Here is a 14,626-nt window from a genome sequence, read left to right on the forward strand (position 1 = left end):
CTGGAGCGAGGAGCGCCCGGTGAGCGACCTGAGCGCCGCCTTCCCGAACCGCGACGCCTTCGCCGACCGCCTGCGGCCCAGCCGCGTGCAGCCGCCCGCCGAGCGCAAGCCCGAGCCGACGCCAACGCCTACGCCGAAGCCCGAGCCGATCGCCGAGACGCCGTCGCGGCACGGGGCGCACCGCTCGCCCGCCGAGGAGCCGGTCATCGAGGTCAACCCGACGCTGCCGGAAGAGGCCCGTCAGCCGTCGAGCCGTCCTGGTGGCCGCCGTCGCCGCGCCGAGGACGACGATGCCGTGGCCATCCCGAGCAGGCCCGCCACCCCGGCTGCGGAGTCCACCGGCGGCGGTCGACGTCGCCGTCCCGACGGCGAGGCCCCCGCCTGGCAGGCCGAACCGGCCATCGGCGGCAGCCACTCCGCCAACGGATACAGCGTGTCCGGTCACAGCGCGAATGGCCACAGCACGAACGGCCACAGCACCAACGGACACAGTGCCAACGGGAACAGCGGTAATGGACACAGCGCCAACGGGAACAGTGGGACTGGCCCCAGCAGTAATGGACACAGCGGTAATGGACACAGCGGTGGCCACGCCCGTCCCGAATCCGACACCAACGGCACGTCGCGCGGCCGCCGGAGCGACGACCGCGAAGAGGCTCCGGCCGGTTCGCACGCGGCGGGTCGGTCGGTGACCGAACTGCTCGCCGCCCACGGCGCGAACGAGTCGACGCCACGCCGCAGGCGGCGCGCCGAGGACTGACCGGCGCTGCGTAGGGTTACCGGCTGTGAGCGGATCCCCCTCCACTGCGATCGGCCTGGAACGGCCACGCCGGTCCCGCCGGATCACCGTGCTGCTGCCGGTGCTCGGCCTCATCGTGGTCGCGCTCTGCGGCCTGTTCCTGTTCGGCCTGGTCACCGCGAAGGTCGGGGTGGTGGCCGTGGCGATCGGGGTGGTCGCCGCGCTGGTGCCGGTCGGGCTGGTCGTCGCGGCCTTCCTCTGGGTGGACCGCTGGGAGCCCGAGCCGGCGAAGCTGCTGCTCCTCGCGTTCGTCTGGGGCGCCTGTGTCGCGACCATCACCGCGCTGCTGATCAACAGCGGCGCGGAGGCCGTCGGCGACCTGCTGCTCGGCAGCGGTAACGGCAGCAAGGTCAGCGCGCTGGTGTCCGCGCCGCTGATCGAGGAGGCGGCCAAGGGCGCGTTCGTGCTGCTCGTGCTGTGGCGCCGGTCCAACGAGTTCGACGGCGTGGTGGACGGGATCGTCTACGCCGGGTTCAGCGCCGCCGGGTTCGCCTTCACCGAGAACATCTACTACTTCGGCCGCGCGTTCGCGGAGTACGGCTTCGGGAACGGCACCAGCGCCGGGGTGCTCGCGGCGTTCTTCCTGCGGGGCGTGCTCTCGCCGTTCACCCATCCGTTGTTCACCGCGCTGACCGGCATCGGGCTGGGTTTCGCGGCCAGCACGAAGAGCCGCGCGATCCGGATCCTCGCCCCGCTGGGCGGCTATATCGCGGCTGTCTGCCTGCACGCGCTGTGGAACGGCTCGGCGCTGCTCGGCGGGTCGAAGACGTTCATCAACGTGTACTTCCTGATCATGGTGCCGTTGTTCATCGCGGTGTTCTCGCTGGTGGTCCTTCAGCGACGTCGTGAGCAGCGGATAGTCGCGGCGGCGTTGCCGAAGATGGCCGCCGCGCGCTGGATCGCGCCCTCGGAGATCGAACTGCTGGCCAGCCTGTCCGGCCGTCGTGAGTGGCGGAAGCAGGCCAAGCGCCAGTCCGGGCGTCAGGCGGCCAAGGCCGTGGGGGCGTACCAGGCGAGCGTCACCGAGCTGGCGTTCCTGCGCCGGTCGCGGCTCAAGACCGACGAAGATCGTCAGCGCCAGGAAGAGCTGCTCGGCCAGCTTCGCGCGTCCCGCGCCGAAGCCGTCCGGCTCGCCGAACCTGACCACCCTGGGTGACCCGTTACGGGTGAAGCTCATCACCACGACTCCGCGATTCGTGTAAAGGCGGGCTACTCTCGCGCCGTCGTCTGGTACCCGCGCCTGCCGAGCGGGACTGGAACGAGTTGAGGAGTTTCGAGCCATGAGCGTCCACAGGCGCACGCCATGATGCGACCCGCACGCCTCGCGGTGGGTGTCGTTTCCGCCGGTCGGGTCGGCGCCGTCGTCGGCGCCGCGCTGGCCAGGGCAGGCCATACCGTCGTCGCCGCTTCGGGGCTGTCCGCCGCCTCGGTCGGCCGGGCCGACCGGTTGCTGCCCGACGTCCCCTTGCTGCCCCCCGACGAGGTCGCCCGGCTGGCCGATCTGGTCCTGCTCGCGCTCCCGGACGACACCCTGCCCGGGATGATCCGCGGGCTGGTCGCCACCGGTTCCCTGCGGCCCGGCCAGATCATCGTCCACACCTCGGGCGCGCACGGCATCGAAGTGCTCGCGCCCGCGACCGAGCTCGGCGCGCTGCCACTGGCCCTGCACCCGGTGATGACCTTCACCGGCCGCGCGGAGGACCTCGAACGGCTCGCCACTTGCAGCATCGGCGTCACCGCCGCCCCTGGCGACGAGGTGGCGTGGAACGTCGGCGAGGCGCTCGCCGTGGAGATGGGCGCGGACCCGGTGCGGATCCCCGATTCGGCGCGGGCGCTCTACCACGCCGCGCTGGCGCACGGTGCGAACCACCTGATGACGCTCGTCGCGGACTGCGCGGAGTTGTTGCGGGAGGCCGGAATCACGCAGGCGGAACGACTCGTCGCACCGCTGTTGTCGGCGGCACTGGATAATGTGCTGCGGCACGGCGATCGCGCCCTCACCGGCCCGGTCGCGCGTGGTGATCTCGGTACCGTCCGCAAGCATCTCGAGGTGCTGGCGGAGCGCGCCCCCGGCGTGGCCCCGAGTTATCGCGTGCTGGCCAAGCGCACGGTCGACCGGGCCGCCGGCGCCGGACTGCTCGACACCTCGGCCGCCGCCGAGCTCACCGAACTTCTCGACGATCCCGCCGAAGGGCAGCAATCCCAGTGACCACACCGAAATTCACCCGCGGCACGCTCAACACGTTCCAGCCGCCCGAGCACCTCAGCCAGGTCACGCGCGCGCTGCGCGGGGTCAGCCGCAAGATCGCGCTCGTGCCGACGATGGGCGCGCTGCACGCCGGGCACCGCGAGTTGCTGCGCCGGGCCAAGCGGCTGCCGAACACCGTCGTCGCGGCGTCGATCTTCGTCAACCCGCTGCAGTTCGGGGCCGGCGAGGACTTCGAGGCCTATCCCCGCCCGCTCGACGTGGATCTGGCCGTGCTGGCCGAGGACGGCATCGAGCTGGCGTTCACGCCCAAGGTGTCCGACCTCTACGCCGACGGCGCCGCGGTCACGGTGCACCCCGGCCCGCTCGGGGACGAGCTGGAGGGCGCGGTGCGGCCCGGCCATTTCGCGGGAATGCTGACGGTGGTGGCGAAGTTGCTCAATATCGTGCGGCCGGACTACGCCTTCTTCGGGGAGAAGGACTATCAGCAGCTCGTGCTGATCAAGCGGATGGTGAAGGACCTGAACATGGACACCCGGATCATCGGGGTGCCCACTGTCCGTGAGCGGGACGGGCTCGCCCTGTCCTCTCGCAACGTCTACCTGACGCCTGAGCAGCGCGAGGACGCTGTCGTGCTGTCGGCGGCGCTGACCGCCGGCGCGTACTACGGCCGAGAGGGGGCCGAAGCCGTGCTGGACGCCGCGAGGCGGACGCTGGCGGCGAAGCCGTCGGTCGAGGTGGATTATCTGGAGTTGAGGGGAACCGATCTCGGGTCCGCGCCCGTCGATGGGGAGGCACGGCTGTTGATCGCCGCCAGGGTGGGGAGCACCCGGCTGATCGACAACGTTCCGGTGCAGCTCGGCCTCGCCGTCGAGCATCCGGAGCGAACAGAGTTGGACGCAGGGGAATAAGGGAGAGTCCACGATGTACCGCACGATGCTGAAATCGAAGATCCATCGGGCCACGGTGACCCAGGCCGACCTGCACTACGTGGGTTCGGTGACAGTTGACGAGGACCTGATGGAAGCGGCCGACCTGCTGCCGGGCGAGCAGGTGTCCATTGTGGACGTCACGAACGGTTCGCGGCTCGAGACCTACGTCATCAAGGGCGAGCGGGGCAGTGGGGTGCTCGGCATCAACGGGGCCGCCGCGCATCTGGTGCACCCTGGCGATCTGGTGATCCTCATCGCGTACGCGCAGATGGAGAACGCCGAGGCCGCCGCCTTCGAGCCGCGTGTCGTGTTCGTCGACGAGGGCAACCGGATCGTCGAGCAGGGCACGAACCCCGGCCGCGCGCCGGAGGGCTCCGGGCTGATGAGCGGCACCGTCACCCTGCCGGACGAAGACGTCATCGCGTTCCCGGTCGCCGAGACGGCGGACGCCCGCCGCCTCGACGCGCTGCTGCACGCCGAAGGCTGAGCCCACTTGCTGCTCGCGGTGGACGTCGGCAACACCAACATCGTGCTCGGGCTGTACTCCGGGCAGGAGCTGGTCGGGGATTGGCGGATGCGCACCGACGCGCGGATGACCGCCGACGAGCTCGCGCTGACCATGCGCGGGCTGCTCGGCGCGCACGCCGACGCCGTCACTGGCATCAGCGCGTTGTCGACCGTGCCCGCGGTCCTGCGTGAGCTGCGGGTGATGCTGGCCCGCTACTACGCGCGGTTGCCGAAGATCGTCGTCGAGCCGGGGGTGCGCACGGGAGTGCCGCTGCTGGTCGACAATCCGAAGGAGGTGGGCGCGGACAGGCTGGCCAACACCCTGGCCGCGCACCACCTGCACCAGACCGCCTGTGTGGTGGTCGACTTCGGCACTTCGACCAATGTGGACGCCATCTCGGCCAAGGGCGAGTTCCTCGGCGGGGCGTTCGCGCCGGGCATCGAGATCTCGGTCGACGCGCTGGCCGCCCGCGCGGCCGCGCTGCGCAAGGTCGAGCTGGTGCCGCCGCGGTCGGTGATCGGCAAGAACACGGTGGAGTGCCTGCAGTCCGGCATCCTGTACGGCTTCGCCGGACAGGTCGACGGGCTGGTCAAACGGATCGTGCGCGAGCTCGAACCGGACGGCACCGCCTCGGTCGCGGTGATCGCGACCGGCGGCCTGGCGCCGCTGGTGATCGCGGAGTCCGAAACCATCACGGAGCACGTCCCCGACCTCACCCTGCTCGGGCTCCGGCTGGTCTACGAACGCAACCTCCGCTGACCCTCGCCGGCACGCTGTTAGTGCCCCTGAAGGCCACCATGACGGCGTCTAACGCCGTCATGGTGGCCTTCAGGGGCAGTCTTCCAGTCCTGAGTCACGCGGTCCGCGGCGTGCGGAAGGCGTAGGTCACCAGCGGCAGGTCGAACTCGCCGGACGCCGTCTCCGGCCTCGCGGTCAGGAAGTCGCGGGCCGACTGCAGGGCCTTTTCCCGGGCCTCCGGCGACGCGACGAGCAGGTGCGAGTGCGTGGAGATGGTGGCGACCAGGGTTTCGGCGGTCCGCCGCTGTGCGTGCTTGAACGTTTCGTGCTCGAACGGCTCGAAGGCCGAATGTTCGGGCAGGCTGCCGCCGCCCGCCATGCTCTGGCCGACCGTCGCCCGGTGCAGCCTGGTGAACTCCACGATCCACGGCACGGTTTCGTCGTCGTAGTTCCACAGCAGCACGAGCGTTCCGCCCGGCCGCAGCACCCTGGCGATCTCGGTCATCGCCGGCAGCGGGTCGAACCAGTGGAAGGCCTGCCCGACGAAGACGGCGTCCACCGCGGCGTCGCTCAGCGGGATCTTCTCCGCCGTCCCGCTCAGCGCGGTGACCCCGGGGAGGCGGCGGCTCAGCTCCGCCAGCATCTCGGCGTCCGGCTCGACGGCGGTGACCTGGTGTCCGAGCGTCACCAGCCCCTCGGCGAGCTTTCCGGTGCCCGCGCCGAGGTCGAGCACCCGGCCGGTTTCGGGCAATCCGCCCGAAATACCCCAGGTAAGCGCGCTTTCGGGGTAATCGGGCCGGTGCTTGGCGTAGTCACTTGCTTTGGCGCCGAACGAAGCGGCGCGGCGGGCTCGGCGGTGGGGGTCTTCAGTGTGCTCGTTCACTCGTCCGAGGTTAATGCAGTGAATAACCGTCGAGGGCCGAAGAAAGGGTAATCCGGTTGGCGTAGTCAATCAGTGGGTTCGTAGGGTAGGGGCTATGACCGAAATCCCCGCTTCCGGCAGCGCTGAAGATGACCTACCCGAGCAGATGCGGGTGCGCCGGGACAAGCGCGACCGGATAATCGCGGAGGGTATCGATCCTTACCCGGTCGAGGTGCCCAGGACCCACTCTCTCGCCGAGGTGCGGGCCGCGCATTCCGACCTGCCCGCCGACACCGCCACCGGTGACGTCGTCGGTGTCACCGGCCGGGTCATGTTTCTCCGCAATACGGGCAAATTGTGTTTTGCAAGTCTCCGTGAAGGGGACGGCACCGAGTTGCAGGCCATGATCAGCCTGGCGAAGGTCGGGGAAGACGCGCTCGCCGCTTGGAAGACCGATGTCGATCTCGGGGATCACCTATTCGTGCAGGGTGAGGTCATCACGTCCAAGCGTGGTGAGCTTTCGGTGATGGCCGATGGCTGGCGGCTCACCTCGAAAGCATTGCGCCCGCTGCCCGTCGCGCACAAGGAGCTCGGCGAGGAAACGCGGATCCGGCAGCGCTATGTCGACCTGATCCTGCGGCCCAAGGCCCGCGATGTGGTCCGCACTCGCGCCGGAGTGATGCGTTCGCTGCGAGAGTCCTTCCATCGGCGTGGATACACCGAGGTCGAGACCCCGATGTTGCAGACGCTGCACGGGGGCGCCGCGGCCCGCCCGTTCGTCACGCATTCGAATGCCTTCGATCTCGATCTGTACCTCCGGATCGCGCCGGAGCTGTACCTCAAGCGCTGTGTGGTCGGCGGTATCGAGAAGGTTTTCGAGATCAATCGGAACTTCCGCAACGAGGGAAGCGACTCTTCGCACTCTCCCGAGTTCGCGATGCTGGAGTACTACGAGGCGTACGCGACCTATGACTCCAATGCGGTGATGACCCGCGAGCTGATCCAGGAGGCCGCCCAGGAGGTGATGGGCACCCAGGTGGTCACGCTGGTCGACGGCTCGGAGTATGACCTGTCCGGCGAGTGGACCACGCTGCGGATGTACGAGTCGCTGTCCGGCGCGCTGGGCGAAGAGGTGACGCCCGAGACGCCGGCCGCTGATCTGCACGCCTTCGCCAAGGCCCGTGAGATCGAGGTCGATCCCAAGTTAGGGCATGGCAAACTGGTCGAGGAACTGTGGGAGCACCTGGTCGGCGACCATCTGCACGAACCGACTTTCGTTCGTGATTTTCCCCTTGAGACATCGCCGCTGACCAGGCAACATCGCAGTCAGGCCGGGGTGGCGGAGAAGTGGGATCTCTACATCCGCGGATTCGAACTGGGTACCGGGTACTCCGAGTTGGTCGATCCTGTGGTGGAACGCCAGCGTCTGGTGGAACAGTCACGGCTGGGTGCGCAGGGCGATAGCGAAGCGATGAGTCTGGATGAGGATTTCCTCCGTGCGCTGGAGTACGGAATGCCGCCGAGTGGTGGAGTCGGAATGGGGATCGACCGCTTGCTGATGGCGATCACCGGGCTCGGTATCCGGGAGACGATCCTGTTCCCCCTGGTGCGACCTGAATAGCCCGGCCGCGTGACGGATAGCCGATACTGCTCGAATCAAGATTTGCGTTATCCGGGATGAGCGGGTATTAATGTGCTAGACAAAGTCTTCTGTCCCGGGGCATGCCCCGCCACCACATCATTCGAGTAAGCCCCGCAGGAGGAAAAAGATGGCACAGAAGGTGCTCGTCTCGCTCGTCGACGACCTCGACGGCACAGAGGCTGAGGAGACCGTCGAGTTCGGTTTGGACGGTGTCAGCTACCAGATCGATCTGTCGTCGGAAAACGCCGAAGAACTTCGTGACGCACTGGCACAATATGTCGAGCACGCTCGTCGCGCCGGTGGCCGTAAGCGCGCGGCACTGCGTCCCTCCGCCGGTGTGAAGGCCGCGGCTCGCCCCGCGACCGTGGACCGCGAGCAGAACCAGGCCATTCGCGCGTGGGCCCGCAAGAACGGCTACAACGTTTCCGACCGTGGACGTATCCCGTCCGAGGTCGTGGAGGCCTACCACAAGAAGAACTGACGGCGTGCACCGTCGGGGCCGCCGGGAACATTCCCGGCGGCTTCTTTCGTCTCCGGGCTTCAGGCGTCCGATCGGTTGAGCCGGGTGTACTCCGATGGCGGAACTCCGGTCATGGTGCGTAAATCCCGGCTGAAATGGGCTTGGTCGCTATACCCCAGATCGGCAGCGAGCGCCGCGTAGTCCGGCGCGGGGTCCGTGGTGATCCGGCGGGCGGCGTCGTTGATCCTGCACACTCTGATCGCCCACTTCGGTGTGGTTCCCACGTGTTCGGCGAACAGTCGTTGAAGGGAACGCGCGCCGAGCCCGCTGAGAGTGACCAGGTCACTCACTTTGGTAATTGCCGGTTCGTCGGCGATTGATTCCACGACTTCGGCGGCTCGACCGGCGGCTGGCGGTAGTCGCCGCGCATTTGTACTCAGCAGGCTGTCCATCTGACGGACTATTTCGCCGTCGTCCGCCGCCTTCTGTACTGATTCCGTGATCGTTCCGGCCACCGAACCGAAGATCTCTTCCAGCGGGATGGAGCGGTCGGTGATGGTGGATACGGCCCGCCCGAGGAAAGGCCGGAAACAGCCGGGCCGGAACCTGGCCCCGACGCCCTGTCCGGCGCCGTCCAGGACGTGTGAGAACACTTCGTGTGCCGGGCCGAATACTCCGGATGCCCGCTGAAAAAATGTCACGTTCACCGCGAGATTCGGCAGTACCCGCTGTTCATGGGGTGGTTTGCCGGTCAGATCCCACCGCAGCACCCAGTAGTGATCGACGAACGGGGCCAGTCCGGGCGCCGGCGCGTGCCGGGACAGCGTGAACATGCGGTTCGCCAGCTGCTCGTTGACGATGCCCGCGGGAATCCGGCGACTCGGCACGACTCGACACTAGTGCCGTGTCGCCTTTTTACTAGACGCCGATGGTCCACTGGAGCCATGCCTGAACTCGCCACCCAGCTCCGCGTCGCGGCCGCGGAATTCACCGCACTCGTTTGTACGCTCGGCCCCGCCGACCTGACCGCCCGCACGCCTTGCGACGGCTACGACGTCCGGGGCCTGGTCAACCACCTTCTCTACTGGGGCCCGTGGCTCGACGCGGCCGGGCGCAAACAGGACGCCCCGGTGGCCGCCGCCGGTGAGCGCGAGACCGACCTCGTCGGCGACGACTGGGCGGCGGCGCTGGAGAAGCAGACCGAAGGGCTCGTCGACGTCTTTGCCCGTCCGGAGGCGTGGGAGGGGATGACGTTGCTGGGCGGGACGGAACTACCCGCGTCCGTCGTCGGCGAGATGGTGCTCGGTGAGTTCGTCCTGCACGGCTGGGACTTGGCCACCGCTACCGGCCGCCAGCTGCCCTGTGTGCCGGAGGTGGCGGAGGCGCTGTACGCGTCCGTCATTCGGATGGGTGACCAGGCGCGCGCCATGGGGGTCTACGGACCGGAGGTGCCCGTGTCGCCGGAGGCGCCGTTGCTGGCGCGGGTGCTCGGGGCGGCCGGGCGGGATCCGGGGTGGGGCTCCCGAGTGTCATGAAAGGGTCGTTCAGGGCAAAAATTGCCTGGAACGACCCTTTCATGACACCTGCGAAGCAGGAGGGGGCCTCTAGTTCTTGGGGCAGGTCCGGGGACAGCCGTCGCATTCGGCTTCCTGCGGCAGTAAGTAGGAGAAGCAGCAGCTTTCGCGGCGGCGGTTCCACTCGCGGTGCCCGTCGGCGCCGGTCTCCATCCGCAGGGTCGAGGGTGCTGTCAGCGGGGGGAAGCGGGACTCCAGCACCAGGGACGCGTCGGCCACCCCGGCGCCTTCGCCTTCGGCGGTTCCGGCTTGCTTGCCCGCCCACCAGAGGGAGTTGTCGAGGGCGTCCGTCGCCGCCGCCCAGAGCATTCGCTTGCCCAGACGGCTTCCCGGTGCGTACGCGCGCACGAAACGCGCCGCGTGTGCGATGTAGTGCGCACGGAGGACCGCTGCCAGCGCGTGCTCGTCGCGGACGATCGTGGCCTCCGGGCGGGTCGAGCCAGGGTCGGTCGGGAGGCAGTAGAAAGCGTCACCCAGTACGGCCATGCCCTCGGGGTGCGGGCGGTCGCCGCCCAGGGAAAAGGCCAGCTCTTCGGGCCGCAGGGACGGCACGCGGCGCTCGTGGTGGAACAGGAGCGCGCCGACGTGGGCCGGTACGTGGAGGTACCAGGACATGACGTAGCTCGCAGCTGTCCTGGCCGGGGCCGCGCGGTACTGGTCGTTCAGCCACTCCGACAGCTGCTTGCGCCAATGCTCGAAGCCGACCGGCTCGGCGAGCAGGTCCGAGCAACGCAGCCAGCCGCCCTCCGCGGGGATGGCCCTGTGCAGGTCGCCGCGTTCGGAAAGTGCGCCTACCCTGGACACTGATGAGGCGAGGCCGTCTCCGATGTCCGGTGTCGCGCTCGTGGGACGCGGGGCGCGGAAGGGCTGCGGCTGATTCACCGGTCGCCCTCCTTCGTCACACGTTTGGATTAGGTATGGCTAACCTTACAGGTGGCGAGGCGTTACGCCAATCGAGTGCCCAATAGGTGGAAAACTGGTCGTCACTCCCGGTGTTCGCGCTGAGCGGACAACGCGCATCCGGAGGAATCCTGGTGGCCCCTCGCACGTTGGGCTTGACGTAAAGGTGCAGGGCAACCGGATGATGACCAGGCACCCGGCCGGGGAACGGCGCGGGTGGGAACGGGCCACCTCAAGCCATAGTGGTACGCCAGCGCCACCGCTTGGCTACTAGAGTGGTCTTACGGTGCTGAATCCGTCGCGGTGACGCCACGATGGAAACGGGCCGCCGTCGCAGCAGTCGAGGGAGTGCACATGTTTGAGAGGTTCACCGACCGCGCGAGGCGGGTGGTCGTCCTGGCCCAAGAAGAAGCCAGGATGCTCAACCACAACTACATCGGCACCGAGCACATCCTCCTGGGTCTGATCCACGAGGGTGAAGGTGTCGCCGCCAAGGCGCTGGAGTCGCTGGGTATCGCGCTTGAGGGCGTCCGCCAGCAGGTGGAGGAGATCATCGGCCAGGGCCAGCAGGCCCCGAGCGGACACATCCCCTTCACGCCGCGGGCCAAGAAGGTGCTGGAGCTGTCGCTGCGCGAAGCGCTGCAGCTCGGCCACAACTACATCGGCACCGAGCACATCCTGCTCGGGCTGATCCGCGAAGGCGAAGGCGTCGCCGCACAGGTGCTCGTCAAGCTCGGCGCGGACCTCAACCGGGTGCGCCAGCAAGTGCTGCAGCTGCTGTCCGGTTACCAGGGCAAGGAGCCCCAGGAATCCGGCTCCGGCCGTGGCGAGGGCACCCCTTCGTCTTCACTCGTGCTGGATCAGTTCGGCCGCAACATGACCGCGCTGGCCCGCGAGGGCAAGCTCGACCCGGTCATCGGTCGCGGCAAGGAGATCGAGCGGGTCATGCAGGTGCTGTCGCGGCGCACCAAGAACAACCCGGTCCTGATCGGCGAGCCCGGCGTGGGCAAGACCGCCGTGGTCGAAGGGCTGGCACAGGACATCGTCAAGGGCGAGGTGCCCGAGACGCTCAAGGACAAGCAGCTCTACACGCTGGACCTCGGCTCGCTGGTCGCCGGTTCGCGGTACCGCGGTGACTTCGAAGAGCGCCTCAAGAAGGTGCTCAAGGAGATCAAGACCCGCGGCGACATCATCCTGTTCATCGACGAGCTGCACACGCTCGTCGGCGCGGGTGCCGCCGAAGGCGCGATCGACGCGGCCTCGATCCTCAAGCCGATGCTGGCCCGTGGTGAGCTGCAGACCATCGGCGCCACCACGCTCGAGGAGTACCGCAAGTACATCGAGAAGGACGCCGCTCTCGAGCGTCGTTTCCAGCCGATCCAGGTCGGCGAGCCCTCCCTCGAGCACACGATCGAGATCCTCAAGGGCCTGCGTGACCGGTACGAGGCGCACCACCGCGTCTCGATCACCGACTCGGCGCTGGTCGCCGCCGCCACCCTGGCGGACCGGTACATCAACGACCGGTTCCTCCCGGACAAGGCGATCGACCTGATCGACGAGGCGGGCGCCCGGATGCGCATCCGCCGGATGACCGCCCCGCCGGACCTGCGCGAGTTCGACGAGAAGATCGCCAATGTCCGGAGGGACAAGGAGTCGGCGATAGACGCTCAGGACTTCGAGCGGGCCGCGCGCCTGCGTGACGAGGAGAAGACCCTCCTCGGCCAGAAGGGTGAGCGGGAGAAGCAGTGGAAGGACGGTGACCTGGACGTCGTCGCCGAAGTCGACGACGAGCAGATCGCCGAGGTCCTCGCGAACTGGACCGGCATCCCGGTGTTCAAGCTCACCGAGGAGGAGACCACGCGTCTGCTCCGCATGGAGGACGAGCTGCACAGGCGGATCATCGGCCAGGAAGACGCCGTCAAGGCCGTCTCCCAGGCGATCCGCCGGACCCGTGCCGGTCTGAAGGACCCGAAGCGTCCGTCGGGCTCGTTCATCTTCGCCGGCCCGTCCGGTGTCGGTAAGACGGAGCTCTCCAAGGCGCTCGCGGCGTTCCTGTTCGGCGAGGACGACGCGCTCATCCAGATCGACATGGGCGAGTTCCACGACCGCTACACCGCTTCGCGGCTCTTCGGTGCCCCTCCGGGCTACGTGGGCTACGAAGAGGGTGGCCAGCTGACCGAGAAGGTCCGGCGCAAGCCGTTCTCGGTCGTGCTGTTCGACGAGATCGAGAAGGCCCACCAGGAGATCTACAACACGCTCCTGCAGGTGCTGGAGGACGGTCGTCTCACCGACGGCCAGGGCCGCACGGTCGACTTCAAGAACACGGTGCTCATCTTCACCTCCAACCTGGGGACTTCGGACATCTCGAAGTCGGTCAGCCTCGGCTTCTCGTCGAGCGGTGACACGGTTGCGAAGTACGACAAGATGAAGCAAAAGGTCAACGAGGAAATGAAGAAGCATTTCCGCCCGGAGTTCCTGAACCGGATCGATGACATCATCGTGTTCCACCAGCTGACCAAGGACCAGATCATCCAGATGGTCGACCTCATGGTCGGCCGGGTCGAGAAGCAGCTCAAGGCCAAGGACATGGACATCGAGCTGACCGACAAGGCGAAGGCCTTGCTGGCCAAGCGCGGGTTCGACCCGGTCCTCGGCGCGCGGCCGCTGCGTCGCACGATCCAGCGCGAGATCGAGGACCAGCTGTCCGAGAAGATCCTCTTCGGCGAGATCCAGCCCGGCCAGATCATCCTGGTCGACGTGGACGGCTGGAGCGGCGTGGTCGAGGACAAGGACGACCAGGCGCACTTCACCTTCCGCGGTGAGGCCCGGCCGTCGTCCGTCCCGGACTCCCCGCCGGTCAGCATCGGCGCTTCGTCCACCGGTGACGAGAGCGGCGAAGCCGAGAGCGACTGAACAAGGCAGTAGGTGAGAGGGCGGTTCCCCCAAGGGGGAGCCGCCCTCTTTCACGTCCGTGAAATGATGCCTGGCGGACACGGCCAGAGGGGGATACGTGGACGTACTGTCGATCGATTTCGGCACTTCCAGCACGGTCGGCGTGCTGTCGGCCTTCGGCAGGGGGCCGAGGGTGATCGAGGTCGACGGGTCGGTGACCATGTCATCCGCGGTGTACGCGAACGACGACGGTTCGCTCGTCGTCGGGCAGGACGCCGAGCGGCGCGCCCGGCTCGATCCCAGCCGGTTCGAACCCAACCCGAAACGCCGGATCGACGAGGGCACCCTGCTGCTCGGAGACGACGTCGTGCCGGTGGTCGACGCCTTCGCCGCCGTGCTGCGCCGGATCGGCGAGGAGGCCCAGCGTCAGCTTTCCGCGCCGCTGGGCGAGGTCCGCGTCGCACATCCCGCGGGCTGGGGCGTGAGCCGCCAGGCGGTGTTGCGCCAGGCCGCGATGAAGGCCGGTTTCGGCACCATCCACCTCATCCCGGAGCCGGTCGCGGCGGCCGCGCACTACGCCTCGCTCGCCGACCACCCGAGCAGGCTCAGCCGCCCGCTCGCGGTGTACGACCTCGGCGCCGGCACGTTCGACTGCGCCGTCGTCGGGTTCAGCGACCGTGGGTTCGCCGTGCTCGCCGAGGGCGGGCTGGCCGACCTCGGCAGCATCGACATCGACCAGGCGCTGCTCGTCCACGTCGGCCGTGAGGTCTCGCACGCGGAGCCCGCGCAGTGGCAGCGGCTGTTGCGCCCGCAGACCGTGGCCGACCGCCGGATCCGCCGGTCGATGCTGCAGGACGTCCGTGACGCCAAGGAAAGCCTGTCCCGTCATCCGCAGACCGAGGTGCCGATGCCGGAGCCGTTCTCCGACGTCCTCGTCACCCGCGCCGAGCTGGAAGCACTGGTCCGGCCGAGCCTGCTGCGCAGCGCCGAGCTGCTGGCGGACACCATCCGCCGCGCTGGGCTGACGCCGGGGCAGCTCTCCGGCATCTACCTCGTCGGCGGGCCGAGCCGGATGCCGCTGCTGGCAGGGCTGCTGGCGAGCCAGCTCGGAGT

General features: G+C 68.2%; 12 protein-coding genes and 2 pseudogenes. 11 read left to right on the forward strand and 3 right to left on the reverse strand.

The genetic code is table 11. The features are described 5' to 3' along the window. The 6 genes and pseudogenes from QMK34_RS43930 to QMK34_RS43955 form a co-directional block, all read left to right on the forward strand. Window positions 1-760, forward strand: a pseudogene (locus QMK34_RS43930) (hypothetical protein); the annotation flags it as partial. A gap of 88 nt (window positions 761-848) precedes the next feature. Next, window positions 849-1,955: a PrsW family intramembrane metalloprotease gene (locus QMK34_RS43935; protein WP_442785350.1), complete on the forward strand. Its 1,107-nt coding sequence runs from the start codon at window positions 849-851 to the stop codon at window positions 1,953-1,955. 141 nt (window positions 1,956-2,096) lie between these two features. Next, window positions 2,097-3,008, forward strand: a pseudogene (locus QMK34_RS43940) (Rossmann-like and DUF2520 domain-containing protein); the annotation flags it as partial. After that, entirely contained in the window at window positions 3,005-3,916 is a 912-nt protein-coding gene (panC, locus tag QMK34_RS43945; protein ID WP_326420773.1) for a pantoate--beta-alanine ligase, read from the forward strand. The pseudogene QMK34_RS43940 and the gene panC, both read left to right, overlap by 4 nt. Window positions 3,917-3,929: 13 nt before the next feature. After that, on the forward strand, window positions 3,930-4,424 hold the full coding sequence (gene panD / locus QMK34_RS43950; protein WP_326420774.1) for an aspartate 1-decarboxylase: 495 nt from the start codon (window positions 3,930-3,932) through the stop codon (window positions 4,422-4,424). 6 nt (window positions 4,425-4,430) lie between these two features. Continuing rightward, entirely contained in the window at window positions 4,431-5,204 is a 774-nt protein-coding gene (locus QMK34_RS43955) for a type III pantothenate kinase (protein WP_326420775.1), read from the forward strand. 94 nt (window positions 5,205-5,298) lie between these two features. On the opposite strand, the gene QMK34_RS43960 is transcribed toward QMK34_RS43955, so the two are convergent. Beyond that, the gene (locus tag QMK34_RS43960) at window positions 5,299-6,066 is read right to left on the reverse strand and encodes a class I SAM-dependent methyltransferase (RefSeq protein WP_326420776.1); all 768 of its coding nucleotides are present in this window, start codon (window positions 6,064-6,066) and stop codon (window positions 5,299-5,301) included. Between the two features lie 94 nt (window positions 6,067-6,160). Here QMK34_RS43960 and lysS point away from each other — a divergent pair, with 94 nt between their 5' ends. Continuing rightward, on the forward strand, window positions 6,161-7,666 hold the full coding sequence (gene lysS / locus QMK34_RS43965) for a lysine--tRNA ligase (RefSeq protein WP_326420777.1): 1,506 nt from the start codon (window positions 6,161-6,163) through the stop codon (window positions 7,664-7,666). Between the two features lie 148 nt (window positions 7,667-7,814). Continuing rightward, a complete protein-coding gene (locus QMK34_RS43970) occupies window positions 7,815-8,168 on the forward strand; it encodes a histone-like nucleoid-structuring protein Lsr2 (RefSeq protein ID WP_326420778.1) in 354 nt (117 codons plus the stop codon). Between the two features lie 59 nt (window positions 8,169-8,227). Here QMK34_RS43970 and QMK34_RS43975 read toward each other — a convergent pair whose 3' ends face one another. Continuing rightward, entirely contained in the window at window positions 8,228-9,034 is an 807-nt protein-coding gene (locus QMK34_RS43975) for a helix-turn-helix domain-containing protein (RefSeq protein WP_326420779.1), read from the reverse strand. Between the two features lie 57 nt (window positions 9,035-9,091). Between QMK34_RS43975 and QMK34_RS43980 the strand changes: the two genes are divergently transcribed. Then, window positions 9,092-9,682: a TIGR03086 family metal-binding protein gene (locus tag QMK34_RS43980; protein WP_326420780.1), complete on the forward strand. Its 591-nt coding sequence runs from the start codon at window positions 9,092-9,094 to the stop codon at window positions 9,680-9,682. A gap of 69 nt (window positions 9,683-9,751) precedes the next feature. Here QMK34_RS43980 and QMK34_RS43985 read toward each other — a convergent pair whose 3' ends face one another. After that, window positions 9,752-10,603 carry a (2Fe-2S)-binding protein gene (locus QMK34_RS43985; protein WP_326420781.1) on the reverse strand — a complete coding sequence of 284 codons (852 nt, stop codon included), beginning with the start codon at window positions 10,601-10,603 and terminating at the stop codon, window positions 9,752-9,754. Between the two features lie 372 nt (window positions 10,604-10,975). Here QMK34_RS43985 and QMK34_RS43990 point away from each other — a divergent pair, with 372 nt between their 5' ends. Together QMK34_RS43990 and QMK34_RS43995 are read left to right on the forward strand one after the other, a co-directional pair. Further along, a complete protein-coding gene (locus tag QMK34_RS43990; protein WP_326420782.1) occupies window positions 10,976-13,534 on the forward strand; it encodes an ATP-dependent Clp protease ATP-binding subunit in 2,559 nt (852 codons plus the stop codon). Window positions 13,535-13,631: 97 nt separating this feature from the next. Next, window positions 13,632-14,626, forward strand: a 995-nt coding sequence (locus QMK34_RS43995) for an Hsp70 family protein (RefSeq protein ID WP_326420783.1), incomplete at its 3' end; no start/stop codon positions are given.

The organism is Amycolatopsis sp. H20-H5 (assembly GCF_035828755.1).
Classification (GTDB): Bacteria; Actinomycetota; Actinomycetes; order Mycobacteriales; family Pseudonocardiaceae; genus Amycolatopsis.

What these genes read in the sequence shown, in the direction of transcription:
- lysS (WP_326420777.1), top strand. Translation starts at nt 6,161, where the DNA reads ATGACCGAAATCCCCGCTTCCGGCAGCGCTGAAGATGACCTACCCGAG.
- QMK34_RS43990 (WP_326420782.1), top strand. Translation starts at nt 10,976, where the DNA reads ATGTTTGAGAGGTTCACCGACCGCGCGAGGCGGGTGGTCGTCCTGGCC.
- QMK34_RS43970 (WP_326420778.1), top strand. Translation starts at nt 7,815, where the DNA reads ATGGCACAGAAGGTGCTCGTCTCGCTCGTCGACGACCTCGACGGCACA.
- QMK34_RS43980 (WP_326420780.1), top strand. Translation starts at nt 9,092, where the DNA reads ATGCCTGAACTCGCCACCCAGCTCCGCGTCGCGGCCGCGGAATTCACC.
- panD (WP_326420774.1), top strand. Translation starts at nt 3,930, where the DNA reads ATGTACCGCACGATGCTGAAATCGAAGATCCATCGGGCCACGGTGACC.